At 67.3% G+C, this 22879-nt stretch carries 20 protein-coding genes; 9 read left to right on the top strand and 11 right to left on the bottom strand.

The genetic code is table 11. From position 1 onward, the window contains the following. The first annotated feature begins 34 nt into the window (after positions 1-34). From F5544_RS23350 to F5544_RS23340, 3 genes are all read left to right on the top strand, one after another. Positions 35-418 carry a PLD nuclease N-terminal domain-containing protein gene (locus F5544_RS23350; RefSeq protein WP_167475172.1) on the top strand — a complete coding sequence of 128 codons (384 nt, stop codon included), beginning with the start codon at positions 35-37 and terminating at the stop codon, positions 416-418. A gap of 155 nt (positions 419-573) precedes the next feature. Further along, positions 574-1719 (top strand): glycoside hydrolase family 76 protein, encoded by a 1146-nt coding sequence (locus tag F5544_RS23345; protein WP_342760380.1) that lies wholly within the window; start codon positions 574-576, stop codon positions 1717-1719. 122 nt (positions 1720-1841) lie between these two features. After that, entirely contained in the window at positions 1842-2360 is a 519-nt protein-coding gene (locus F5544_RS23340; RefSeq protein WP_167475170.1) for a DoxX family protein, read from the top strand. Positions 2361-2413: 53 nt separating this feature from the next. Here the strand turns inward: F5544_RS23340 and F5544_RS23335 are convergent, their stop codons facing one another. Beyond that, complete coding sequence (locus tag F5544_RS23335) at positions 2414-2941, bottom strand: LysM peptidoglycan-binding domain-containing protein (protein WP_167475169.1); 528 nt, start codon at positions 2939-2941, stop codon at positions 2414-2416. A gap of 139 nt (positions 2942-3080) precedes the next feature. Continuing rightward, on the bottom strand, positions 3081-4082 hold the full coding sequence (locus F5544_RS23330) for an amidohydrolase family protein (RefSeq protein WP_167475168.1): 1002 nt from the start codon (positions 4080-4082) through the stop codon (positions 3081-3083). Positions 4083-4186: 104 nt separating this feature from the next. On the opposite strand from F5544_RS23330, the gene F5544_RS23325 reads away from it, so the two are divergent. From F5544_RS23325 to F5544_RS23315, 3 genes are all read left to right on the top strand, one after another. After that, positions 4187-4348, top strand: a complete 162-nt coding sequence (locus F5544_RS23325; RefSeq protein WP_167475167.1) for a hypothetical protein — start codon at positions 4187-4189, stop codon at positions 4346-4348. Positions 4349-4403: 55 nt separating this feature from the next. Further along, entirely contained in the window at positions 4404-6842 is a 2439-nt protein-coding gene (gene hrpB, locus F5544_RS23320; RefSeq protein WP_167475166.1) for an ATP-dependent helicase HrpB, read from the top strand. 95 nt (positions 6843-6937) lie between these two features. Then, the gene (locus tag F5544_RS23315) at positions 6938-7978 is read left to right on the top strand and encodes a fatty acid desaturase family protein (RefSeq protein ID WP_167475165.1); all 1041 of its coding nucleotides are present in this window, start codon (positions 6938-6940) and stop codon (positions 7976-7978) included. Between the two features lie 43 nt (positions 7979-8021). Here the strand turns inward: F5544_RS23315 and F5544_RS23310 are convergent, their stop codons facing one another. After that, positions 8022-10514 carry a serine/threonine-protein kinase gene (locus F5544_RS23310; protein ID WP_167475164.1) on the bottom strand — a complete coding sequence of 831 codons (2493 nt, stop codon included), beginning with the start codon at positions 10512-10514 and terminating at the stop codon, positions 8022-8024. A 247-nt stretch (positions 10515-10761) separates the two neighbouring features. Here F5544_RS23310 and F5544_RS23305 point away from each other — a divergent pair, with 247 nt between their 5' ends. After that, a complete protein-coding gene (locus tag F5544_RS23305) occupies positions 10762-12003 on the top strand; it encodes an alpha/beta hydrolase (RefSeq protein ID WP_238846599.1) in 1242 nt (413 codons plus the stop codon). Positions 12004-12030: 27 nt separating this feature from the next. On the opposite strand, the gene F5544_RS23300 is transcribed toward F5544_RS23305, so the two are convergent. From F5544_RS23300 to F5544_RS23270, 7 genes are all read right to left on the bottom strand, one after another. Further along, a complete protein-coding gene (locus F5544_RS23300; protein WP_167475162.1) occupies positions 12031-12846 on the bottom strand; it encodes a phytanoyl-CoA dioxygenase family protein in 816 nt (271 codons plus the stop codon). Between the two features lie 89 nt (positions 12847-12935). Next, on the bottom strand, positions 12936-13397 hold the full coding sequence (locus tag F5544_RS23295) for a phage tail protein (protein WP_167475161.1): 462 nt from the start codon (positions 13395-13397) through the stop codon (positions 12936-12938). A 67-nt stretch (positions 13398-13464) separates the two neighbouring features. Then, positions 13465-14763: a DUF2786 domain-containing protein gene (locus tag F5544_RS23290; RefSeq protein ID WP_238846598.1), complete on the bottom strand. Its 1299-nt coding sequence runs from the start codon at positions 14761-14763 to the stop codon at positions 13465-13467. 116 nt (positions 14764-14879) lie between these two features. Continuing rightward, positions 14880-15197 (bottom strand): hypothetical protein, encoded by a 318-nt coding sequence (locus F5544_RS23285; protein WP_167475160.1) that lies wholly within the window; start codon positions 15195-15197, stop codon positions 14880-14882. Continuing rightward, entirely contained in the window at positions 15190-15393 is a 204-nt protein-coding gene (locus F5544_RS23280; protein ID WP_167475159.1) for a hypothetical protein, read from the bottom strand. The genes F5544_RS23285 and F5544_RS23280 overlap by 8 nt, the downstream gene beginning before the upstream one ends. A 32-nt stretch (positions 15394-15425) precedes the next feature. Then, the gene (locus tag F5544_RS23275; RefSeq protein ID WP_238846597.1) at positions 15426-18602 is read right to left on the bottom strand and encodes an FAD-dependent oxidoreductase; all 3177 of its coding nucleotides are present in this window, start codon (positions 18600-18602) and stop codon (positions 15426-15428) included. 509 nt (positions 18603-19111) lie between these two features. Further along, complete coding sequence (locus tag F5544_RS23270; RefSeq protein WP_167475158.1) at positions 19112-19357, bottom strand: hypothetical protein; 246 nt, start codon at positions 19355-19357, stop codon at positions 19112-19114. A gap of 290 nt (positions 19358-19647) precedes the next feature. Between F5544_RS23270 and F5544_RS23265 the strand changes: the two genes are divergently transcribed. Further along, positions 19648-20688: an AraC family transcriptional regulator gene (locus F5544_RS23265; RefSeq protein WP_167475157.1), complete on the top strand. Its 1041-nt coding sequence runs from the start codon at positions 19648-19650 to the stop codon at positions 20686-20688. A 298-nt stretch (positions 20689-20986) separates the two neighbouring features. On the opposite strand, the gene F5544_RS23260 is transcribed toward F5544_RS23265, so the two are convergent. Beyond that, positions 20987-21505, bottom strand: coding sequence for a hypothetical protein (locus F5544_RS23260; RefSeq protein ID WP_167475156.1), 519 nt, complete (start codon positions 21503-21505; stop codon positions 20987-20989). Positions 21506-21835: 330 nt separating this feature from the next. Here F5544_RS23260 and F5544_RS23255 point away from each other — a divergent pair, with 330 nt between their 5' ends. Continuing rightward, a complete protein-coding gene (locus F5544_RS23255) occupies positions 21836-22873 on the top strand; it encodes an AraC family transcriptional regulator (RefSeq protein ID WP_167475155.1) in 1038 nt (345 codons plus the stop codon). The last annotated feature ends 6 nt before the right edge of the window (positions 22874-22879 follow it).

Here is a 22879-nt window from a genome sequence, read left to right as displayed (position 1 = left end):
GAGAAAGTTCGACACGAACACCGAGGGGATTTCCATGCCGTACGCGTTTATCGGCCTGCTCACGCTGGCACTGTGGGTCTACTGTCTGATCGACATCATCACGGCGCCGGAGCCGGGTATCCGGCATCTGCCGAAGGTGGGGTGGCTGCTGGTCGTCATCTTCCTACCTACCGTCGGCGCTCTGCTGTGGTTGTTCGTCGGCCGTCCGCTGCACGAAGGGTCCGGCCCGCGCGCCACCACCAGATATGCGGAATACGACCGCCCCGGTCGCTATGTCGCCCAGGATCCGGCGGCCGACGAGGAGTTTCTGCGCGGCCTGCGCGAGCGCGCCGAACAACAGCGCGCCGAGGCGCGTCGACAGGAAGAGGCGCGCCAGCGCGATCTCGACGCCCGCCGCGAACGCGGCGAACAGGTGTGAGATCCGACCGTCGGCGGTTCGGCCGGCGCGCCGGGCCGGTCACCGCGGGATAGAATGTGGCCGTGCGGTTTCCGGCTCCGGTGATCGTTGTTCGGTAAAGGGAGTCCGAGCCGATGGACCGCCCGAACAGGAGAGTCAGCCGAAGAAGTGTGCTGATGGCCGCCGGTGCCTCGGTCGTCCTCACCGCCATGGCGCAGCCGACAGAGGCCGCGATGATCACGCGGAGGATATCGGCCGACCCCGAGGACGCCGGGCAGCGGGCCGCCCTGGCGGAACGGGCGATTGTGCGGCGACATGTGCGCACGCTGTGGGGTCGCCCGCGGACCCGGCTCGGCCTGCTCGTCTGGCCCGCATCCCTGCTGGACCTGGCCTTCGTGCGTTGGTGCTACTGGTGGCAAGCCCACCTGCTGGACTGTGCGGTGGACGCAGCATGCCGCGCCCACACTCCCGAACACCTCGACCGGGTCGTCGCCATCGCGCGCGGCATCCGGACCCGCAATCTCGCCGGCTGGACCAACGAGTACTACGACGATATGGCGTGGCTGGTGCTGGCGCTGGAGCGCGCCGACCGGCTGCTCGGCGTGCGGTTCGGCGACGCCATCGGGGACCTGCGGTCCGCCCTGATCGCCGGCTGGAATCCGGCCGCCGGTGCGGTGCCCTGGCGCTCCGGCGACGATTTCTACAACACACCCGCGATCGGCCCGGCCGGAATAGCCATGGCGCGGTTGGGTGAATTGCCGCGCGCCGGGCAACTCGCCGACTTCCTGCACACTCGATTGCGCGACACCGACAGCGGCTTGATCCTGGACGGCATCCACGAGCCCGGCGGTCGCATCGACCGGACCGTGCACACCTACAGCCAGGGCGTCACCATCGGGCTGGAAACCGAATTGGCAATGCGCACAGGTGAATCGGACCATCGCGGCCGCGCGGCGGCACTCGTCCGGGCGACCGCGCACCGGCTCACGGACGCGGGCGTTATCGCCGCGGCCTCCGGCAACGACTCCGGGCTGTTCATGGGCATCCTCGCCAGATATCTCGCCGAATCCGCGCTGGCCCTGGGCGACACCACCGCGGCGAATATCGTGCACGCCTCCGCGCGGGCGGCCTGGGCACATCGCGCCGAGGTGGACGGGCTGCCGCTGTTCGGGGTCGACTGGAGCCGCGCGGTCACGCCGCCGAAGGATCCCGGAACCTTTCCGCCCGCGACGCCCGCGAACCTGAGCCGCGATCTCTCGGTACAGCTGAGCGGGTGGATGCTGCTCGAGGCCGATTACCGGCTCACCGCCGCGGGGTACTGAGCCGACGGCGGCCGGGCAGCCGAATGCTATTCTCCTACTCGACATATCTGCTCGTCGCGGTGGTTCGGAGAATTCGATCTGACCGGGAGGTGCCTTTGTCATCGAATACCGCGGAAATTCGCATGCGGGTACCGGAAATCGCGGTCCCCGGAAGTGGGACGGTCGGGCTCGATATCACCCTGCTGCTCGCGCGCGTCGGGCTCGGGCTGGCGATTTTCGCACATGGTGCGCAAAAACTCTTCGGTTGGTTCGGCGGTATGGGTCTTTCCGCAACCACTCAACAGCTCACCGAGATGGGTTATCCGAAGGACGCCGGACGGCTGGCCGTCGTCGTCGGTCTCGGGGAAACCATCGGCGGGCTCGGGATGATGCTGGGCATACTCGTGTTGCCCGCCGCATTCGTCACCGCGGCGATAATGCTGTACTGTGCCGCCATCGCGGGCGGATTCTTCATTCCGGAGGGTGTCAAATACGAGCCGCTGTTCGCGGCCGGGGCCGTGGTAATCGGCATATCCGGCCCTGGTCGATATGCCCTCGGTCGCTACATTCCGATTATCCGGACCTTTCAGTTCTCGTACGGGCAGCGGGCCATATTGATGGCGGTCGGCATGGTGGGTGTGATCGCGGCGATTCGCAGATGAGCGCTGCCCACACGCCTCGACCGTAGAACCGGTCGAGGCGTGTCGGCCTCCGGTCAAGGAATGGTCAGGACCTGCCCGACATTGATCATGTCCGGATCGCTGATCCCGTTGGCGCGCACGATATCCATGAAACGGGCGCGGTCGCCGAGCTCGCGCTCCGCGATCGATTCGAGGGTGTCACCCGATTCGACGGTGTAGGTGTGGGGTTGCGCCGCGGGCGCCGCGTCGGCGCGGCTCTCGGGCATGGGTTTGTCGGTGGCGGTCTTGGTGGACCATACGGCTTTGTCACCCGCGTACAGCACCACATTGCGGTCCGATTGCAAGGTCAGCCGGTCGGCGCCCTTGCCATTCGTTTCGGTGGACCAGGCGGCGCTGCCGTCGGCCTTGTAGAGGACGAAATTGCCATCGTCCTGCATGACGGCTCGCTGGACATCCCGACCGTGGGTACCGGAGGCCCACACCTCGTTGCCCGGTTCGGTCAACACCAGGTTGCCGTCGTTCTGCAGGGTCAGGGAGTATGCGCCGTTCTGAAGAGACTGACCCAGTCCAAGCTCGTCACCGATCTGCAACGTATCACTCACGGCTGTTCCTTTCGGAGAAGGTTCGCTCGCTGTTGATCACTCTGCATGCGGGTACACGAGTCGTCTACCCGCATAAACGGTACGCCGCGCGGATGCGGAATGCGACGGCGTCGACCTTTGCTCGCGGCGGCGGGAACAGCTATCGACGGATATCGGCGCGGAGGCGTTCCCAGTTGGCCGACGCGATCTTTTCGCGGTCGGTGTCGCTGAGATCGGCCTCCGCGAGAAACCGGCGGCAGGCCGACCCGCCGGCGTATCCGTAGGGATAGTCGCTGGCGAACATGATGCGATCGATGCCGACGACATCGATGGCCCAGCGTAGATATCGCTGGGTGAGGATGCCGCCCGGTGTCACCGATATATTCGTTCGCCAGTAATCCGAGATCGGCCGCGGCAGTTTCGCCACGGCGTGCAGAATTTCGAGGCGGTCGAGGTAGAACAGTGCGACCTCGCCCCAATGTCCGGCTATCACTTGCAGATTCGGGAAGCGGTCGAATACTCCACCGACGATCATCCGCAGGATCTCGATGCCGGTGTCGTAGTGCCAGCCGATGCCGCCGGTGGCGAACAGCGCGCTGGTCAGCTCGTCGAATCCGCCGTAGTACGACGCGCGAACCTGCGCCGGTGGCGGCTGCGGATGCACATACAGCGGAGCCCGCAACGCGTCCGCGGCCTCGAAAATCGGCCAGAAGTCCGGGTGATCGAGGTGGCGGTCGCCGGTGCGGCCGTAGAGCATGGCACCGGAGAGCCCCAATTCGGTTACCGCGCGCCGCAATTCGTCCGCGGCCGCGGCGGGGACCTGGGTGGCGAGGGTGGCGAAGCCCTGGAGGCGGTTCGGGTTGGCGCGGATGGCCGCGGCGATCGCGTCGTTCACCTCGGTCTGTAGCGCGAGGGCGGTGGACGGCTCCATATCCGATAAACCCGGCGTGGTCAGGGACAGGACCTGAACGTCGAGGCCGGTCTCGTCCATCGCGCGCAGTCGGTCGGCACCGAGATCGAGTAATCGACCCTCGATTTCGGGTCCGAGCACACCGCCGAGCGTGAGCCGCAGCGCCGGGTCGGTCAGGTGCGGGTCGGTTGTGCGCCAGATGTCGAGAACCCGCTCGGTCGCGATATGTTCTTCCAGCCCGATGATCTTCATGGTCGTCTCCTCGGAGTCGCGATGGCGCGGCTTCTCCAGTGTGATCGTTTCGGTGATGCCGCCACCACCGGCGAAACTCCGGCCCGACGAAAGGAATAGAACCGATGTGTAATCCCGTCCGCTGCAAGAGCTGCGGAAAGACCACCTGGTCCGGCTGCGGCCAGCATATTGAGCAGGTGAAAGCCGTTGTCCCGGTGGACGAATGGTGCGAGGGCCACCCGGACACCGGCGGCGGGGGATGGCTGCGCCGGATCCTCGGTCGGTAGAAATCCAGGCGGCCGGAGTGGGCGGACGGGGGCCGATGTCGCAGACTTGTCGGTCATGAAACTTCCCGAATTTCCCGATCTACCGGTCCGCGGCGTCCTCGATCATATTGTCGAGACGGTGGCCGGGCGGGGGACCGCGGTGCTGGTCGCGCCGCCCGGGACCGGGAAGACGACATTGGTGCCGTTGGCTTTGGCGGCGGGGACCGCCGGGCGCGTGCTGGTGGCCGAGCCGCGGCGGTTGGCGGCTCGGGCGGCGGCCGGGCGGATGGCCGCTCTGCTGGGGGAATCGGTGGGCGAGACCGTCGGGTACTCGGTGCGCGGCGATCGGCGCGTGGGGCCGGGGACCAGGGTCGAGGTCGTCACCTCCGGATTGCTGGTGCGCCGGTTGCAGGGCGATCCCGAGTTGGCGGGGGTCGATGTGGTTGTGCTCGACGAATGTCATGAACGGCACCTGGACGCCGACCTGCTGCTGGCGCTGCTCCTCGACGCAAGGGCCGGATTGCGGCCGGATCTGCGGGTGCTCGCCACATCGGCGACCGTTGCGGCCGAACGGCTTTCGGAGTTGTTGGGTGGAGATCGCGCGGCGCCGGTGGTGCGGGTGGACGGGCGGACCTATCCGGTGGACACGACCTACGTTCCGCCGTTGCCACGTGAGCGGGTCGAGGCGCAGGTGGCGCGCGCCACCCGGGCCGCGGTCGCGGCCACCGAGGGGGATGTGCTGGTCTTCCTCCCCGGTGCGGCCGAAATCCGCCGGACGGCAGCGCTTCTGGCCGATATCGACGTGGATCTCGTTGTGCTGCATGGGCGATTGCCCGCCGCCGAGCAGGACACGGCGTTATCGCCCGGGCCGCGGCGGCGCGTGGTGTTGTCGACGGCCGTGGCGGAATCCAGTCTGACGGTGCCCGGTGTACGAGCGGTCGTGGATTCGGGGCTGGCTCGAGTGCCGCGCATCGATCGCGGGCGGGGATTGTCCGGGCTTGCGACAGTTCGAGTTTCGGCCGCCGTGGCGGCGCAGCGCGCAGGCCGGGCTGGACGAGAGGCGGCGGGGCGGGTGTGGCGATGCTGGCCGGAGTACGAGCACAGCACGCTACCCGCCTACCCGGAGCCGGAGATCCGGACGGCGGACCTCACCCGGTTGGCGTTGGAGCTGGCGTGTTGGGGCACGGCCGACGGACATGGTCTCGGCTGGTGGGATGCCCCGCCGCCGAGTGGGTTGGCGTCCGGCCGGGATGTGTTGCGCGCGTTGGGGGCAGTCAGTGCGGACGGTGCGGTCACCGAGCGCGGGCGCCGGATGGCCGAAATCGGGTTGCATCCGCGGTTGGCTCGGGCGTTGCTCGACGGGGCCCGCACGGTCGGTGCGCGGGCCGCCGCCGAGGTCGTCACCGTCCTCGACGACGAAACCCTCACCGCCGGAGTCGATCTCGCGGCCGGTCTGCGGGTGCTGCGGCGCGAGCGCCCGGCCCGCTGGCGGCGCGAGGTCGAGCGGCTGGCCCGCATGGTCGAGGCGTCGGAGGGCGTCGACGATCCGGCTTTCGTTGTCGCACTGGCTCATCCGGAGCGGCTGGCGCGACGGCGCGGCCCGGGGTCGGCGAGCTATCTCATGGCGGGCGGTACCGCGGTGACGCTGCCGCCCGGCTCCGGGCTGGGTGATGCGCAGTGGCTGGCGGTCGGCGTCGCGACGCGAGATCCGGGCCGGTCCGAGGGGTGGATCCGGTTGGCCGCGGTCGCCGATGAGCAGCTGGCCCGGCGGGCCGCGTCGAACCTGCTGCGGACCGTCGACGAGGTGGCGTGGACCGATGGCGATGTAATAGCTCGGCGGGTCGAACGACTGGGGGCGATCGTATTGTCGGAGAAGCCGATTCGTGACCCTGATCCCGAATTGCTCAGTGCTGCCCTGCGTCACGGCCTGAGCTCGACGGGGCTTGGCCTGCTGCATTGGGATTCGGACGCGATCGCATTGCGCCAGCGCCTCGAATTCCTGCACCGCGTCCTCGGCGCGCCGTGGCCCGCGGTCGACGATGAATCGCTACTCGCCGCCGCTGACACCTGGCTCGGCCCCGAATTGGCCGCCGCCCGCGGCCGCGCCGACCTCGAACGCATCGATGCCGGACAGGCGCTGCGCCGCCTGCTGCCCTGGCCGGAGGCGGCGCGCTTGGACGATCTGGCGCCCGAACGTTTGCCGGTGCCCTCCGGCAGCCGCATCCGGCTCGACTACTCGACCGATCCGCCGGTGCTCGCGGTCAAGGTGCAGGAGGCATTCGGCTGGGCGGACGCACCGCGGCTGGCCGATGGCCGGGTCCCCGTGGTACTGCACCTGCTCTCGCCCGCCCAACGCCCCGTCGCGATCACCGCCGATCTGGCATCCTTCTGGCGCACCGGTTGGTCCCAGGTCCGTGCGGACCTGCGCGGCCGCTACCCCAAACACGCCTGGCCGGAGGACCCGACCACCGTGCCCGCTCACCGCGGCACCGCCCGCAACGCGGGGCGCGGCTAGCCGGATACGAATGGTCGTCTAGCACACCGCGATCCGATTTTGTGTCATACCGAGGGGTTACCTCGGTTGAGAATTCGGCGGATAGCTTCCGGGATATGACGACACTTGTCCCCGAGTCATTTTCGCGGTCACCGCGGCGTGGTGGCGCCGAGGGTGATTACGCCCGCCTGTTGCGCCGGGTCTCCGATGCCGGGCTGATGGACCGGCGCCCCGGCTACTACGCCGTTCGGCTCGGTCTCGTCGGGATCGCGTTCGTGGCGGGGTGGGCGGCGTTCGTACTCGTCGGCGACTCGTGGTGGACGCTGCTGGTCGCGGCGTTCATGGCGGTGACATTCGCTCAGGTCGCGCTCGTCATGCACGACGTCGCGCACCGCCAGGTGCTGCGGCGCAGGCGGCCGACGGAACTCATGGGCCGAATCGCCGGCAACGCGGGCATCGGCCTGGCCTACGGGTGGTGGCAGGACAAGCACACCCGGCATCACGCCAACCCGAATCACGAGGAACTCGACCCCGATGTCGCACCCGACATTCTGGTCTGGTCACAACGGCAGGCGCGGGCCAGCCGTGGTCTGGCCCGGCTCATCGGGAGGGCGCAGGCATACCTTTTCTTCCCCTTGTTGATGCTGGAGGGCTTGAATCTCCATGTGGCCGGTGCGCGTGCGCTGAGAAATCGATCGGTCAAACATCGCGGCTGGGAGGGTGCGCTGCTCTTCGGTCACTTCGTCGCATACCTGGCCGCGCTGTTCGTGATGCTGCCCGCCGACAAGGCCTTCGCGTTCCTCGTTGTGCACCAGGCGCTTTTCGGCCTGTACATGGGCTGCATCTTCGCCCCGAACCACAAGGGGATGCCGACGCTCACCGGCGACGACCGGCCCGACTTCCTGCGTCGTCAGGTGTTGACCTCCCGCAACATCCGGGGCGGCTTGTTGACCGACCTCGTTCTCGGCGGGCTCAATTATCAGATCGAGCATCACTTGTTCCCGAGTATGCCGACGCCGAATCTGCGTCACGCCCAGGTGATCGTCCGCGACTACTGCGCCGAAATCGGTGTGCCGTATCACGAGACCGGGTTGATCGCCTCTTACCGCGAGGCATTGACGCACCTGCACCACGTCGGCGCACCGCTGCGCCGCTGATGCTGTCGGCCGAATTCCGGTGTGCCGCGACGAGGATTTGGTTTCAGCCGAAATTCCGCTGGAACCACCGCAGGAGATCCTGCTCGGTTTTCGGGCCGGGGTCGGCGTCGTCGGCGCGCAGCGCGCACAGCAGGACGCCGAGCAGCCGGTCGTCGTGGACGGCGAGCAGGCAGGTCGTCGGCACCTCGTCCGTGTCGTAGTCCGGATAGCAGAAGAAGCGGCCGACGGGAGCGGAATCCTTTAGCCACAAGGCATCCGGGCCGTCGCCACCGTCGCAGGCGTGACCCGCCAACTGCCCAAGATCGCCTTGATAGAACCGCGTCGCGGATTTGTGGTCCGGGAAGCCGAAGAACGCGGCCGTCGGATAGCCGAGCCGGGTGCTGCACACGACTCGCGCATTCGCCGGTCCGGCCTGCAACTCGGTGTGTAGGCAGTTGCCGGGACCGAAATCGGGTGGCAGCTGGGCGAATACCGCGCGATCCGCCGGGGAGAACCGGTCGGGATCGCGGGGGGCGTCCATCGTCGCGAACTGCCAGACGTTCCGTGCGGCGATGTAATCGCGCAAGGGCGCGTCGGCCGGTGTCGCCCAGGTATATACGGCTGCGGCGGAACCGTCGTCGGCGGTCAGTATGAGCGCCGGTTTCGGCACGTTCGGATCGTCGGCGCGATCGACGAAACACGCCTTTCTGCCGACCGTCTTGCCGTCGACGATCGAAGGTCCATCGGCACCCGGCGGATCGCCGGGACAGCTTGTGGTCCGGTAGGTCTCGACGAACGATCGGTAGAACTTCCGCAGTTTGTCCGGGCCGCGGAATCGGAAGAAGCGCGCGGCCGGATCCCCGGCGACCGGGTTCGCGGTGCACGAGATGATCGCGATGGCCGACGCGCCCGGATTCTGGTGTGCGCAGTTGGCGCGCTTGTATCCGACGGGGCCGACGATGCCGAGCAAATCGATATCGGCGCCGCGCAGTGCGGTGTCGTCGGCGACGGCGGTGCCCGCGACCGGTCGGCCCGCCAGCGTCCATACGCCGAAAATGGCTGCGGCGGCGAGGAATACGGTGACGACAAGTGCCAGCACGTACCGCGGGGTGCGCGCGGTGAGGTTGTCTCGGCTCGCGAATTCACTGGTGCCGCCGGGTGATTCGATGTCGCGCTGTGATTCGGCGCCGCCGGGTGCTTTGGTGCCGCCGGGTGGTGTGGTGCCGCCGGGTGGTTTGGTGCCGCCAGGTGATTCGGTGTCGCGCGGTGTTTCGGTGCCGCCGTGTGATTTGGCGCCGCCCGGTAATTCGGTGCCGCCGAGTGGTGGGGTGTCGCCGGGCGACTCGGTGTCGCGCGGTGATTTGGTGCCGCCCGGTGGTGTGGTGTCGCGGCGTGTTTCGGTGTCGCCGTGTGATTTGGTGCCGCCGAGTGGTGTGGTGTCGCCGGGTGTTTCGGTGCTGCCGGGTGTTTCGGTGCTGCCGGGTGATTTGGTGCCGCCGGATGATGTGGTGTCACCGGGTGATTTGGCGCCGCCGGGTGATTTGGCACCGCCCGGTGATTTGGCGTCGCGCGGTGATTCGGGACCGCCGGGTAATGCGGTGCCGCCGGGCAACACAGTGCCGCCGGGCGATTCGGTGACGGTCGGTGCCGATGGCTGGGTCAGCGCATCGGGCCGATGCGTCCGCGCGGACTCCGGCGTGGGTTCGGCCACCGGCGGGGTGTCCGTGAGGGCGGCATGCGCGGCGGCGGCGAGTTCGGCCGCCGTGCTGTAACGATCTCGCGGATCCTTGGCCATGCCCCGGGCTACGACCGCGTCGAATGCGGGTGGTATGTCGGCGCGGACGGTGCTCGGTCGCGGTACGGGCTCGAACATATGCGCCCGCACCAGTTCGCCATCGCTCTCGACGGGATAAGCCCAAGTGCCGGTGAGGCATTCGTATAGGACGCAAGCCAGGGAGTACACGTCGGCGGCGGGTGTGACGGTGCCGGAGACGAACCGTTCCGGCGCCATATAGTGGAACGACCCGATCGGCGTCCCGTCGTTGGTGAGGTCCGGACGGTTGCCCGAGTAGGCGATCCCGAAGTCGGCCAGGTAGGCGAAGTCGTCCGGTGTGACCAGGATGTTGTCGGGTTTGACGTCGCGGTGGACCAGGCCGTCGGCGTGCGCGGCGGTGAGCGCGGATGCGATCTGCCGGATGAGCGCCACCGCCCGTTCCGGTGCCAGTGGGGCGTCCGGCCGCAGCAGCGCGCGCAGGCTGACACCATCGACGAGTCGCATGTCCAGATATAGCCGGCCGTCGATCTCGCCGTAGTCGTGGATCGGGATGACATGTGGTTCCTTGAGCCGCGCGGCGGCGTGCGATTCGCGCCGGAATCGCTCGCGGTAGACCGGATCGTGCGCGAGCCGCTCGGGCAGCACCTTGATCGCGACGGTGCGATCCTTGCCGGTGTCATAGGCCTCGAAGACCTCGCCCATCCCGCCGCGGCCGATGAGGCGGTCCAGCCGATAATGCCCGAACCGCGTCGCTGCCCCGAGGGGCGGTTGTGGGGTCGTCATCGCTCCCCTCCGTGTGCGCGACGTGGTCCGATCCGTAATCCGAGTCAACTCTAAAGCGCGGATATGGGTTTGGCCGAAACGGGATCCGGCCCCGAATACGGAGGGCGTCTGCCGCGTGCATGAGTACGCTGGGGCGCTGGCTTGAAGGGGGTCAGCGGTGTACTCGGCGCTGAGTGAGGTGTCGCGCCGAGCCGGACCAATGGGAGTTGTTTTGTCTAAGCGCTTTTCGCGCGGGGCCGGGGCTGTGGTGACGGTCGCGTTGGTGGCGGTGTCGGTATTGTTCGGCCCGGCGTCATCGGCCGTTGCCGATCCAGGGGAGGACTTCTATCGCCCGCCGAACCCGGTCGCCGGGGCTCGCGGTGGAGATGTGGTGCGCAGCGAACCTTTCGCGGCGGACGCGCGCGCCCGGCTCGCCGCATTGCTGCCGATCGCCGAGGCGCGCAAGGTGATGTACACGAGTGCGGACGCGCACCGCGCGCCGGTCGCGGTCACCGGCACCGTGCTGGTCCCGGCGGTGGCGTGGCCGGGGCCGGGCCCGCGCCCACTGGTCAGTTTCGCGGTCGGCGCGCACGGCGCCGGTGCGAACTGCGCACCGTCGAAGTTGCTGTCCAGCGGTGTGCTGACGGATGGATCATCGGCTCCGATGGCCGAATACGCCCTGCTCGATCTCGCCGCCCTGCTCGGCCGCGGTATCACTGTGGTGATCACCGACTACCAGGGTTTGGGAGGGCCCGGCGGGCATCCATACCTGCAACCCAGGCCCGCCGCGTACGACGTGCTCGATGCCGCCCGCGCGGCCATCCGGCTCGGCCTCGCCGATCCCGGTGCACCCGTTGGGATTTGGGGTTACTCACAGGGGGGCAGCGCGGCGGCGGCCGCCGCCGAACAGGCGCGCGATTACGCGCCCGAACTCGATCTGCGCGGCACGGTCGCCGGCGCGCCGACCGGTGATCCCGTCGCCGCCCTACGGTTCAACGAGGGGAAGATCCTCGTCGGCGTGAACGGATACTTCGTGAACGGTCTGATCGCGAGCTATCCCGAGCTGGCCCCGCGCATCACCGCCCTGCTCAACCAGGAAGGTCTCGAATTCGTCCGCCGTACCGCACAACAGTGCGTCATCGGCAGCGCAGTGCAGGAGGGGTTCCGCACGACCTCCGGCTACACGGTCGGTGGCACAACGATTGCCGACGCATTGCAATCCGATCCCCGAATCCGGTCCGTTCTGGATGATCTCGTCATCGGCGGCACCCCGCCCGCGGCACCGGTGCTGTTGTTGTCCAGCCCGAACGACGATGTGGTACCGAACGATAGCGTCCGCGCCCTCGGCGCCAGATGGCGTGCGGGTGGGGCGGATGTCACCGAGACCGATATCGACACGCCGGTGCTGCCACCGGCGCTCGGTGCCTCGGCCAGCGGACATAACCTCGCCGCCGTCCTCGCCGGCGCGCCCTCGGTGGATTGGCTCACCGCGCGACTGACCCATCGATAGGATTGGTGCAGTCTTGCGCCGAGATGCCTATGGGCGCACCGCATCTGGGCTCCGGGAGTCCCCGGCGGGCGCCCACCGCGAGTCGAGCCCGAGTCTGATGGCGGCTTCGACGGGTGAGTGGGCGCGGTCGATATCCAGCGGCACCGCCGGTTCCAGCGTCGGTGTGGCGATGAAGCGCGGCGTGCTGCCGCGGTGCGCTTGGGCGGCGTGGATCAAGAATGGATGACACAGGTAGATATCGCCCGCGTGGCCGGTGGCGTGCACGACCGGTAAATCGTTGGTGGCGTCCAGAATTCCGGTCTCGTCGATTCGGGTGGCATCGATGCCTGTATCGCCGTAGCGATACAGGCGGCCGGGTACGGCCAGGTGGGAGCCGACACGAATCCGGGTGGGGGCGTCGAGATCGGTGACGTCGGTGAACAATACGAGCATGAACAGTGCCCTGGCCCGGGAACGGTAATTGGTGAACGAATGACCTGTCCAGCCCTCAGGTAGATAACTGCCCTCGAAGTGCCAGTAATCATCGTGCGGCGGATCGGGATGCGGAAAGCGAACCGGAATGGCCCCGAACCCGGACCTGCGCACCCATCGGCCGTGACCAACCAATTGGTCGAAAGCCTGCTCTAGCACGGGCATTCGGGCGGCGGTGCGGAATGGTTCGGTGTCGTATCCGGGTAATCGCACCAGCGGCTTCGTCCAGGTCACCGGATTGTTCGGATCGCAGCCGGTGTCGGGCCAGATGGTTTCCACACACTGCTGAGCGATCGTGCGAGAGAAGACCGCTTCCAGACGGATGAATCCATCGTCGATGAACCTGGTGATCTGTTTCCGGTCGAGTGTCACCGTAGCCACCCTTCACTCGCCCGACGCCGCTACAAACGGTCGTGTACCTGCATAAACGGTACGCCGGTTCGAGCCTGCCGACACTCCGGTCAGTATTCGTTCTTGATGACGAAGTAGGACCCGCGAATGGTTCCGGCCAGCTTCGACTTCTGCCTGGCGAACTTGAACGACGCGAGTTCGGCGGGGATTTCCATACCGTCGGAGAGTTTGAATCCGACCGCGCGTTTCTTGGCATCGTCGAGGGTGTACATCACGTTGATCGAGAGGCCGCTTTCGTAGAAGACGTAGGCGATCCGGATGTTCTCGACCTGGAAGGCCGTGGCCTCGAGCGGGCGTGCGGAGATGACGATGCCGCGTTCTTTCTCGAGGATGTGGTTCACCCAATCAATGGTCGTCCGGGCCTCGCTCGCGGGTTCCACCGTGAAGACGTGATCGTATTTGTTCTTGAAGTATCGGGCCTCGTTCGCCCGCAAACCGGCGAGCGCGGCCGCGACCGGCGAGGATTCCAGACCGACGGTCGATACGGTATCGAAGTCGACGATATAGGACATGGCGAACTCCTCAGCGCGTATGTCGTTGACGTTGGACGCGGATGTCCGTCTGTGCGGAATGATCGTATTACCCGCGTTGCTTTCCGACCGGGCGCCGGGCCACCAGCTGGGCACGGTCGGCGGCTTCGCGACCCGCCGCCCAGCCCGCGGCGCTGCCCGCCGAGACGCGCGCCGCCGCGACCGTGGGGAACAGGGCGTCGAAGGCGTCGTCCACCTTCAGTTGGTGGGACGCCAGGACCGGCAACAAGCGTTCGGGCTCGGCGGATTTCGCGATCGTGTCCTCGTTGATCCTGCTCAGTCGCTCGCCGATGCGGGTGGCGTAGGCGATAAGGAACGATTTGCGGAATGACCGGCTGCGGGAATGGCTGTCGCGTCCGGTGTCACTCCCGCTGGCGATCATCGCTCTGGTCGCCTGGACGAGCAACGATGTCGTCAACAGCTCGACGACATCGAGATCGCCTTCATCGCCGACGATGGTCACGAAGCCCCATTCGGCGAAGAAGATCGCGCGGCAACGGTTGGCCTCGGCGACCGCGTCGACGAGGAGGGCCTTGGCGTCGACATACGGGGTCTGCAACCAAAGCCTGCGCGCGCCCGGCAGATCGGGCGCGCTGGTCTCGGCATCGATCAACGCGCGGTCGATCGCGTATTTCGTCATGAGTTCCTGCGCCTTCGCCGACAAGGTCTCGGCCTCGTCCGGGAAGTCGGTGGACTCCGCCTTCGCGAGCAAACCCCGAACTCGGCCCAGTACCTTCTCGTCGACGGCGCGATGCGGTGCGGTAGGTGGTTGCGCGGTACCGGGCAAAGGCCGGATGAGTGCCAGCTCCGGGAATCGGAAGAGTAGGGCCAGCGCCTCGATTACCGTGGTCAGCGCTTCGGCCGGGATCAGCAGCTGTTTACCCGCCCATTGACCCAGATGGGGAGCTTCGGGCGACCACCAGCGCGCGGCCCCCATCTCCGTGAGCTGCGAAACCCACGTCGCATCAACTGTTTCGGGAGCGAACTGCTCGATATGAGCGGCGATGGTGTCGATCAGATAGCCGACCGCGAACTCGTCGACGTGCCGCAGGGCCGCCTGATGGATATCCCCGGGCAGCCACCCGTTCTTGTATGTCTCGGTGATGAGGTGCCGGGCGGCCAGATCCACACCCCGCTCCAGCTCCGGTGTGAGCGGTCCGCGTCCGGCCAGTTCCGTCGCGAAATGTTGTGCGGCGCGCGGATTTCCGCGCGCGGACTCCATGGCGCCCGCGAGAATCGCGTATTCGATCTGCTCCGCGGTCGCCGCCTCGATGAGCGCCGGATCCGCGGGCCCGCCGCCCGCCCGAGCCCGCTGCGCGGCCGCCCGATGCCGCCGATTCTTACCCATGGCCGCGACCCCCTCCATCCACCCGACACCGACAGATCGAAACGATAGGGCCTGGCACCGACAGCCCGGCGATCACCCTGACCCGGCTCCCGGCGAATCGATGAAGGTTCGCGGCCTTACAGATCGAACCGCGCTCGCAGCGCCATCCGGACGTTGTCCAGCGTCGCCGGATCGAGCATCCCCACCTTCTCGATGAACAGTGCGGCGCTGAATGTGCCGAGGCGGAACACCGCAACGGCGTCCTCGGTGCCGGTGATCGGGACCGTCAGCAACGCACGGGGGTTGGGCGCTTCACGCGCCGGGATCACCATCGCGACCGCGATCAGGCCACCGCGCACCACCTGCGGCACCGAATCGAGAACCACGACGGTGTGCACGCGATTCTTTATCCCGCGCAGTGTCCAAATTTCGCCTTGGACCGCGGGTTCACTCATCGGCGGCCCACGCCGTCGACGCCGAGGCTTCGGCCGCCTCGGCAAACGCCTTCGCCTCGGTGTCCGGGGCGAGCGCGGCCAGTTCCTCGGCGACCAGCATCCGTCGCGCGGCGCGGTACAGGAACTCGCTCACGTTGGGTTGTGCCTTGATCAGTTCGGTCACTCGGTCGTCGGGAAGGCTGACGGAGATCTTCATGCCACCATGGTAGTACCGCGGTAGCATCGCGCTTATCCGAGCGCGGACCAGTCTCCGGCGCGCAGCGCCGAGAACGCGGTGGCCGGGATCGGAGTCCGGAGGGCGATGGCCTGCTGTGCCGCCGCCAGATCGCCGGGATGGTGGCCGAGTACGGTGGCGCCGACGACCCGCCCTTCGGACAGGATCAGCCGGCGGTAGGACTCCGGCTGGTCGAGGACGATCAGCTCGTCGCCGGTTTCCGGTTCCACCCGTCCGGTGGCGAACAGTTCCAGCCCAACGCCTTTCAGCAGCATCGCGGGCAGCGATTCGGTGTGCGACCGGTTGCCGCCGAGCGCGTTCTCGGCGGCGATCTGCGCCTGTTCCGCCGCGATCGGCCACAGCCCGAGCACCTGACCGCGATGTTCGGCGACATCGCCCGCGGCGTACACGTCGCGTATGCCGGTGCGCATCCGGTCGTCGACCAGCACACCGCGCTCGACGGGCACACCGGCGGCCCGGGCCAACTCGATATTGGGCCGAATCCCGGTGGCGGTCAGGAAGATATCGCAGTCGAGTCGGCGATCGTCCCGCAGGATCACGCCGCGCACCGCGGGATCGCCGGTGACGGTGATGGTTTCGGCGCGGTGCAGCACCTGGATCCCGATCCTGGCGAAATGTTCCCGCACCAGCTGCGAGCAGCGCGCGTCGAGCTGTTTGCGCAGCAGCCGATCCCCGCGCTCCAGCACGGTGACCTGCAAGCCGAGCTCATGCAGGGCGTAGGCGGCCTCCAGCCCGAGCGGTCCGCCGCCCGCGACAACCGCACGGTCGCAATGGAATTGCTGCACATAGGAGCGGATCCACAGTGCATCGCCCGCCTCGCGGAGCGTGAAACAGCCGGGCCGCGAGAGACCTTCGATCGGCGGCAGCGCGCTGCTCGCGCCCATGGCCAGGATCAGCCGGTCGTAGGGCAGTGCGTCGCCGGTGCCGAGGAAGACCCGGCGGGCGGATGTATCGATGCTGGTGGCAAGGGTATTCAGCCAGGCGGTGACCTGGTGGTCGTCGCACCACTGCTCGGGCAACAGATACAGGCCCTGCATGGCCGAGCGTCCGTACATCAGCCGCGAGATGCCCATCCGATTGTAGAAGGCGTGCGATTCCCGGCCGACGAGGTGGATTTCGCAGTCCGGGTGGCCGCGCCGGAGGAAGTCGGCGGCGGTCATCCCGGCGATACCGTTGCCGATCACCGCGACGCTGACGATGGACCGGTCGAATCGCCGTGGCCTGGCGGCGTTTCCGCGCCGCGGCTGCGGCGCCAGCGCGACCTTGACCTTTCCGCTGCCGATCCGGGCACAACAGGCCATCCGGACATCGTTGCCGAATCCCAGCCGCCGCAAGGTATTCCGCTCATCCTGTCCGGGTGGGGACAGGCACGCCATACCGTCGAGCACCGCGACCGGATCGGCGCCGCATATGCCCATCCGGCAGCCGGCCTCGATCGGCTGTTCGCCGCGCTCGGCGATATCGAGCAGGCTCATTCCGGTATCGCCCGCGACCTCGGCGCCGCTCGGTTCGAAGGTGACCGAAACCGTTGGCTCGCTCGGGTTTCCGGCATCCTCGGACCGCCGCTTCGGGAATGGGAGCAGCACCGGCTCGGTGCGGGCGCCCGTGCTCAACGCGAATTGCAGTTCCACCACCCGGGTTCTGGCTATCCAGAGGATCGTCGCGAGCAGGATCACGGCGCTGATCGGCCAGCGCAGCCACGGCGCGTTCAGGCCGGTGATCATCGAGAACGACCGCGCCAGAGTCACTCCGGCGAACCAGTAGAAGATATTGAGCGCCACCGCCGCGTAGCAGACGCTGACCATCACGGTGCTCAGCGATGTCATCGCATCGAGGGCGAAGAACAGTCCGACGGCGACGAGCATGAACAGCGCCAGCACCGAATATCGGTGTGCCACACTTGTTTCGAGGTGTCCGGTGAGGGTGAAGAAGCCGAGCACGAAGCCGGGCAGCGCGGCCGCGAACAGCTTGCGCGGCGCGCTCCACGCCACATCGGGGTCGGCCAGATCCGCCTGGTAGGCGGCGCGCGGTTTGAGGTCGAAACAGTTCTTGGCGCAGCCGACACACGGTTTGCAATGCGCGTTGGGCACCGTCACGAACGGCGTCTGCCCGTAGACGCGCTGTAGCGGGAACAGCGGGCAGATACTGCTGCACCAGCCGCTCTTTCCCTTGAACAGCACACCACCCGTGAACGCGGAAACACCGATCAGCAGCAGCACGATACCGGAGGCCGCGCCGTTGCGGTCCAGGCCGGCCAGCCGCGCGCCCGCGATACCGAAGAACAGCGTCATCGCGACCAAATAGCTTCGGGCGGAAAGCCATCGGGGCGGACTGTGCCCGCGCGTGAAGCGCAACGCCCGTGGGATCTGGTTCATCGCGGCCAGCGGGCAGCTGTTGCGCCATCCGCCGGGCGCGATCAGGAACAGTCCCGGCAGCAGCGGCACCACCACGCCGAAGAAGATGAACAAGCCCTCGGCGGGCGCGAAGAACATCGCGACGACCACCTCGATGTACGCGGCGATGCTCACGATTCGTACCAGCGGCCACAGCGATGCGGGCAGTCGGCTCGGCAGCTCGGTGGACGCCGGGAACAGATTGCGGGTGCCGGTCGGATCGATGCCGAGTATCCGGTTGGCGATCGAGATCGGCCGGGATGGTGGGGGATCGGCGGCCGGGGATGTGCTTGTGCCGACCGGCTTTTGGGGTTGGGTGTCCTCGCGTCCCTGCGGATCCGTCGCCGGGGCGTACAGCACGACGATATCCGTGCTGCCGAGCCGGATTCGGTCACCCGACGTCAGCGCCATTCGTCCGGTGAGTGGGGCGTCGTTCACCGTGGTGCCGTCGCGGCTGCCGAGATCGACCACCGACAGCGCGGTGGGACTCGGCACCAACCGCAGATGTCGCGGCGAAACCGTTGCGTCGGCGAGGGATTCGCCGTTGCGGCCGCTGCCGAAGACCACCGGACCGGTGAGCATCAGACTGCGAGCCGCGCGGCCCGGCTCTCTGATCTCGATCAACGGCGGGCCGCTGAGCATGCCGGTGCGCCCGCCGAATCTTCGGAACGCGTTGTGCCAGTTTGTGATCGGGCCGGTAGTGGTGAGACCGTCGCGCCGCGCGCATGTGGTCGGGCCCGGTCCCGCGGCGTTGCTGTCAACCGGCCTACCGCTCATGCCGCACTCGCTCGGCATAGCTGGGCCCGCTGTACTGGTGGCGGATTGCCCGGCACCGCGCATCACTATGCGCATGCACCCCTGTGCGCATCAGGAATGACCTCGATAGACATGTAAGACCTCGCCAGCGCGCCGAGCACCGCTGAGCTGCCTGTTATCCGATAGTTGCAAACAAATGACCGATACGCGATCGAACTCGTGTAGAGAGTACGCGAATCGCGGTGGGAATGCTGTGAATTCGCCGTGTCGTTAAGCCCGCCTGAAATCCCTTGACATCCGGATGCCGCGGACCTCGACGGCATCCGGTGCGGTCGCGAGGGGCTGGGCGTCGCGATATCGCCTTGGGGTGGAACCGTTTCCGGCAGTCGGACGGGTAACGAATCCTGGGTGCGCGCTCGATAGGAGCGGACGCCCCGACCATGGGATGGTCTATGGCACAGCGGTTCTCATGGTTGCCGCAGACCGCGGCTCGTTCCGGCGGGTCGACCGCTGCGGATCGACCCGTGCACTCACTGTTGAGTATCGACGGCCAACAGCCCGAACCGGCTGACGCTGGCGTGATGATGTCCGTCGACGCTGGTGATCACGACCTCGGCCGGATTGGTGAGGGCGATGCAACAGTAGTTGCCGCCATCCTGCTGAACGCTGATCGACAGCAGGCGTTGATCATTGGACTGCTGCCACTGCTCCATATCGGCATACAGCCCGCGCATGGACGGACTTTCGAAGTAGACGAGATTATGTTTGTTCGACATGAAATGCAGTCTCCCCGACTTGGCGGGTCTCCCGGGCGACGTGCCGTGGTTCGGGATCGAGGTGTGACATCCGCCTGGTTCGTCCGGACACGTTTGCGGTGCCGCGAGGTCGGGTGGGCGAAATTCAGCCGGACGGGCATCGACGATGCGGGAGGCCGGTAGTGAATGGTCGCAGCGGTCGCTCGCAGGCGGCGGCAAGTGGTCAGCGCAATTGCTGGAAAATTGCCAATTTGTGCACTTTGGACGTGGCGATGTTGTTTGTTCCGGGTGCTAGAGGCACGATGATGTGCATGTTCGACTGGGATCTGGTCCGCAACACCTCCAGCGTGCATGTCATGACGCAGCTGGCGGTGGAGCGCGGTATGGGCGCTGCGGAATTGCTGGCCGGGACGGGACTGACCTTCGATATGGTGTGCGACGGTGCGGCGGTGGTGACCGCGCGGCAGGAAGTGGCGGTCATCCGGAATCTGCTGCGGCGCTTCGGCGACGAGCCCGGCCTCGGCGCGGAGGCAGGACGGCGGTATCACATCGCGCTGTACGGCCCTTGGGGTTTGGCGCTGCTGTCCAGCGCAACCGTGCGTCAGGTGATCGAGGTGGCGCTGGGTTACCTGGATTTGGCGTTCGTATTCGGCCACCTGAGTTTCGAGGAAGGGCCGCGGCAGAGCAGGTTGGTATTCGACGGTTCGGAGGTGCCGGTGGATGTGCGGCCGTTCCTGGCCGAGCGAATCACCTCCGGCATCCAGACCATCGGCAGGGAGTTGTTCTCCGCGGGCGTGCCCGCCGAGCGGGTGACCTATCGGCATCCGGCACCGGCGGATACCGCGCGTTATCGCGAGATCTTCGGTGTCGAGCCGGATTTCGGCGCCGCGGCGGATGCCATCGCCTTCGACAGCGCCTATCTGGATTTTCCGTTGCCGCAGGCCGATGAATGGACGCGCAATACCTGCGAGCGGCTGTGCCGGGAGATGCTGGAACGCCGCAGGGCCCGGCTGGGCACCGCGGGCGCGGTGCGAGATGTGTTGGCGCGCAACCCCGCCGCCCCGCCCGACCAGGCGGCCGTTGCCGCGGAGCTGTTCATCAGCTCCCGCACGCTGGCCCGCAGGCTCAGTGAGGAGGGCACCTCCTTCCGCGCGCTGGTCGACGAGGTGCGGCAACTGTTGGCCGAGGAATTACTCGGTAATACCGATATGACCACCGAACAGGTCGCGGTGCGGCTGGGTTATGCCGATGCGGCATCGTTCATTCGGGCCTTCCGCCGCTGGAATGGGTGCCCGCCCAAGGAATTCCGGCAGCATCGGCAATCGATACCCGCGGCGGCGGTTCAGTACTAGCGTCACCGGCCCGGTAGTTGCTTCGGGCGGCGGGTATTCGTGGCATGAATCGCTTCGGCCATAGCCATGGCGACGGCGCTGAGTTCGGTGTCGGTGAGGCGGTTTCGGCGGACACCCAGCCGTCGCTTTATCTCTGTCGCGGTAACGGCGACCTGTCGCGCGCTGCGCCGCGCTCGGGGGGATGGCTCGTTCGGTGTCATCGAGACCGCCTTTGCGGTTGTGCGACTTGATAATTCGAGTGCGCATCGGGCAAGCGGCGACGGGCGCCGAGGGGTTGAGGCGCCCGTCGCCGGGCCCGTCAGCCGATGCTGACGCTGGTGATTGGCAACTCGCCCTGACGGGACGCGCCTGCGACGCAGGGGCCCACTTGGGACGCCCCGTTCACCGGTCCCTGGGCGACGACCACACGTCCACCGGCGCCGGAGCCGCCGACGATATTCAGCGAGTTGGTCGCGGGCGCGCCCGCGCCGCCCGGCACCTCGAACGGTCCGCTGACCTGCGTGGTGCGGCCGTCCAGCCAGCTGATCGTGGCATCGAGGTTGGCGGGGACGTTGAAGCAGCTGGCATTGTCGGCGGTGAAGGTTCCGTGGACAACGCCGCTGTCGGCGACCGATCCGCTGCAGCCGCTGATATTCCCGCTGATCGTCCCGTTGGCGATGCTCGGCACAAGGCCGAGCGGGCTGGTGTCGAACCTGATGTCGCCCGCGGTGCAGGTGCCGCTGAACGGTTGCGCGGATGCGGTCTGCGCGGCGGCGAACGGGGCGGCGACGATGGCGGCAACGGCGGCGGTTGCCGCGGTCTTCTTCCAGATCGACATGGTGACGCACCTTTCTCGAATGTTCGGCTCGGCTCTTCAGTTGTCCGAATGCGGTGCAAGCGAAAGGCTAATTCAGCAAATGATCGGTTATCTCTGTGACCTGGACCACCGCCACCGGGAATCTCCGCATTTGGGCGGACTGTCGGAACCCGCTGACCGAACCTGCAAATCTGTTGGCGGATCGGGCAAGTAGGCGCGGTCCGCGCGCCGACATGGTCGGGCTTTTCGTCATTGTGCCCATATCCGGCCGCCGTGCTTGGTATAGGTGACTGAGACACTCGCCGCTTCGCGTGGGTCGATCGTTGGTAGTCGATGGGGACCGGGTGCGCCATGTTCGATTGGGATCTGCTGCGGAACACCTCCAGCGTGCACGTGCTGATGCTGATGGCCGAGGAGCGGGGTATGCCCGCCGCGGACTGTCTGGCGGGCACCGGGCTGACACCCGAATCGGTGATCGATCCCAGTGCCGAGGTCACCGCACGGGCGGAACTGGCCGTGGTGCGGAATCTGCTGGCGCGCTTCGGCGCCGAACCCGGTCTCGGCGTCGTGGCCGGCGGCCGCTACCACATTTCGATGTACGGGCCGTGGGGGCTGGCGCTGCTGAGCAGCAGTACCCTGCGCGACGCCATCGATGTGGCACTGCGGTATATCGAGCTCGCGTTCGCATTCGGCCAGTTGACCTTCGAGGAGTCCGGTGGCGAGGCGCGGCTGCTGCTCGACGATTACGAGGTGCCCGCGGATGTCCGGCCCTTCCTGACCGAGCGGGTGCTGACCGGAATCCAGACGATCGGCCGGGAGCTGTCCGCCGTCGGCGTGCCTGCCCGTCGCGTCCGCTTCCGGCACCACGCGCCCGCGGACACCGGCAGATATCGCGAAATGTTCGGCGTCGAACCGGAATTCGACGCGCCGGTGAACGAGATAGCGTTCGACAGTGCTTATTTGGCTGTCCCGCTGCCCCAAGCCAACGAATGGGCTCGACACACCTGTGCGCAGATGTGCCGAGAGCTGTTGCGGGACAGGCGGTCCCGAGCCGGAATCGCGGGTGCGGTGCGTGCCGTGCTGGTCCGGGATCCGGGGGATATCCCGGATCAGGCCGCGGTCGCCGCGGAACTGTTCATGAGTCCGCGCACGCTGTCGCGGCGGCTCGCCGAGGAGGGCACCTCGTTCCGCGCACTGCTCGACGAGGTGCGGCAAACGCTGGCCGAGGCGTTGCTCGCCCGCACCGGGATGACCACCGAGCAGGTGGCCGCTCGGTTGGGATATGCGGAGGCCGCCTCGTTCATTCGCGCTTTCCGGCGTTGGAATGGTTGTCCGCCACAGGAATTCCGGAACCGCGGTGCTCGGACCGCGGTCCCGGAATTCGCCTGATGCGAT

This window comes from Nocardia arthritidis, assembly GCF_011801145.1.
GTDB lineage: Bacteria > Actinomycetota > Actinomycetes > Mycobacteriales > Mycobacteriaceae > Nocardia > Nocardia arthritidis_A.
The sequence above is the reverse complement of the archived record's forward strand: the minus strand, read 5'-3'. Positions and strand labels throughout refer to the sequence as shown.

Excerpts from the sequence above, each read along its gene's own strand:
- F5544_RS23350 (WP_167475172.1), top strand. The coding sequence starts at position 35 with ATGCCGTACGCGTTTATCGGCCTGCTCACGCTGGCACTGTGGGTCTAC.
- F5544_RS23345 (WP_342760380.1), top strand. The coding sequence starts at position 574 with ATGGCCGCCGGTGCCTCGGTCGTCCTCACCGCCATGGCGCAGCCGACA.
- F5544_RS23340 (WP_167475170.1), top strand. The coding sequence starts at position 1,842 with ATGCGGGTACCGGAAATCGCGGTCCCCGGAAGTGGGACGGTCGGGCTC.
- F5544_RS23330 (WP_167475168.1), bottom strand. The coding sequence starts at position 4,082 with ATGAAGATCATCGGGCTGGAAGAACATATCGCGACCGAGCGGGTTCTC.
- F5544_RS23325 (WP_167475167.1), top strand. The coding sequence starts at position 4,187 with ATGTGTAATCCCGTCCGCTGCAAGAGCTGCGGAAAGACCACCTGGTCC.
- hrpB (WP_167475166.1), top strand. The coding sequence starts at position 4,404 with ATGAAACTTCCCGAATTTCCCGATCTACCGGTCCGCGGCGTCCTCGAT.
- F5544_RS23315 (WP_167475165.1), top strand. The coding sequence starts at position 6,938 with ATGACGACACTTGTCCCCGAGTCATTTTCGCGGTCACCGCGGCGTGGT.
- F5544_RS23310 (WP_167475164.1), bottom strand. The coding sequence starts at position 10,514 with ATGACGACCCCACAACCGCCCCTCGGGGCAGCGACGCGGTTCGGGCAT.
- F5544_RS23295 (WP_167475161.1), bottom strand. The coding sequence starts at position 13,397 with ATGTCCTATATCGTCGACTTCGATACCGTATCGACCGTCGGTCTGGAA.
- F5544_RS23290 (WP_238846598.1), bottom strand. The coding sequence starts at position 14,763 with ATGGGTAAGAATCGGCGGCATCGGGCGGCCGCGCAGCGGGCTCGGGCG.
- F5544_RS23285 (WP_167475160.1), bottom strand. The coding sequence starts at position 15,197 with ATGAGTGAACCCGCGGTCCAAGGCGAAATTTGGACACTGCGCGGGATA.
- F5544_RS23280 (WP_167475159.1), bottom strand. The coding sequence starts at position 15,393 with ATGAAGATCTCCGTCAGCCTTCCCGACGACCGAGTGACCGAACTGATC.
- F5544_RS23275 (WP_238846597.1), bottom strand. The coding sequence starts at position 18,602 with ATGAGCGGTAGGCCGGTTGACAGCAACGCCGCGGGACCGGGCCCGACC.
- F5544_RS23270 (WP_167475158.1), bottom strand. The coding sequence starts at position 19,357 with ATGTCGAACAAACATAATCTCGTCTACTTCGAAAGTCCGTCCATGCGC.
- F5544_RS23265 (WP_167475157.1), top strand. The coding sequence starts at position 19,648 with ATGTTCGACTGGGATCTGGTCCGCAACACCTCCAGCGTGCATGTCATG.
- F5544_RS23260 (WP_167475156.1), bottom strand. The coding sequence starts at position 21,505 with ATGTCGATCTGGAAGAAGACCGCGGCAACCGCCGCCGTTGCCGCCATC.
- F5544_RS23255 (WP_167475155.1), top strand. The coding sequence starts at position 21,836 with ATGTTCGATTGGGATCTGCTGCGGAACACCTCCAGCGTGCACGTGCTG.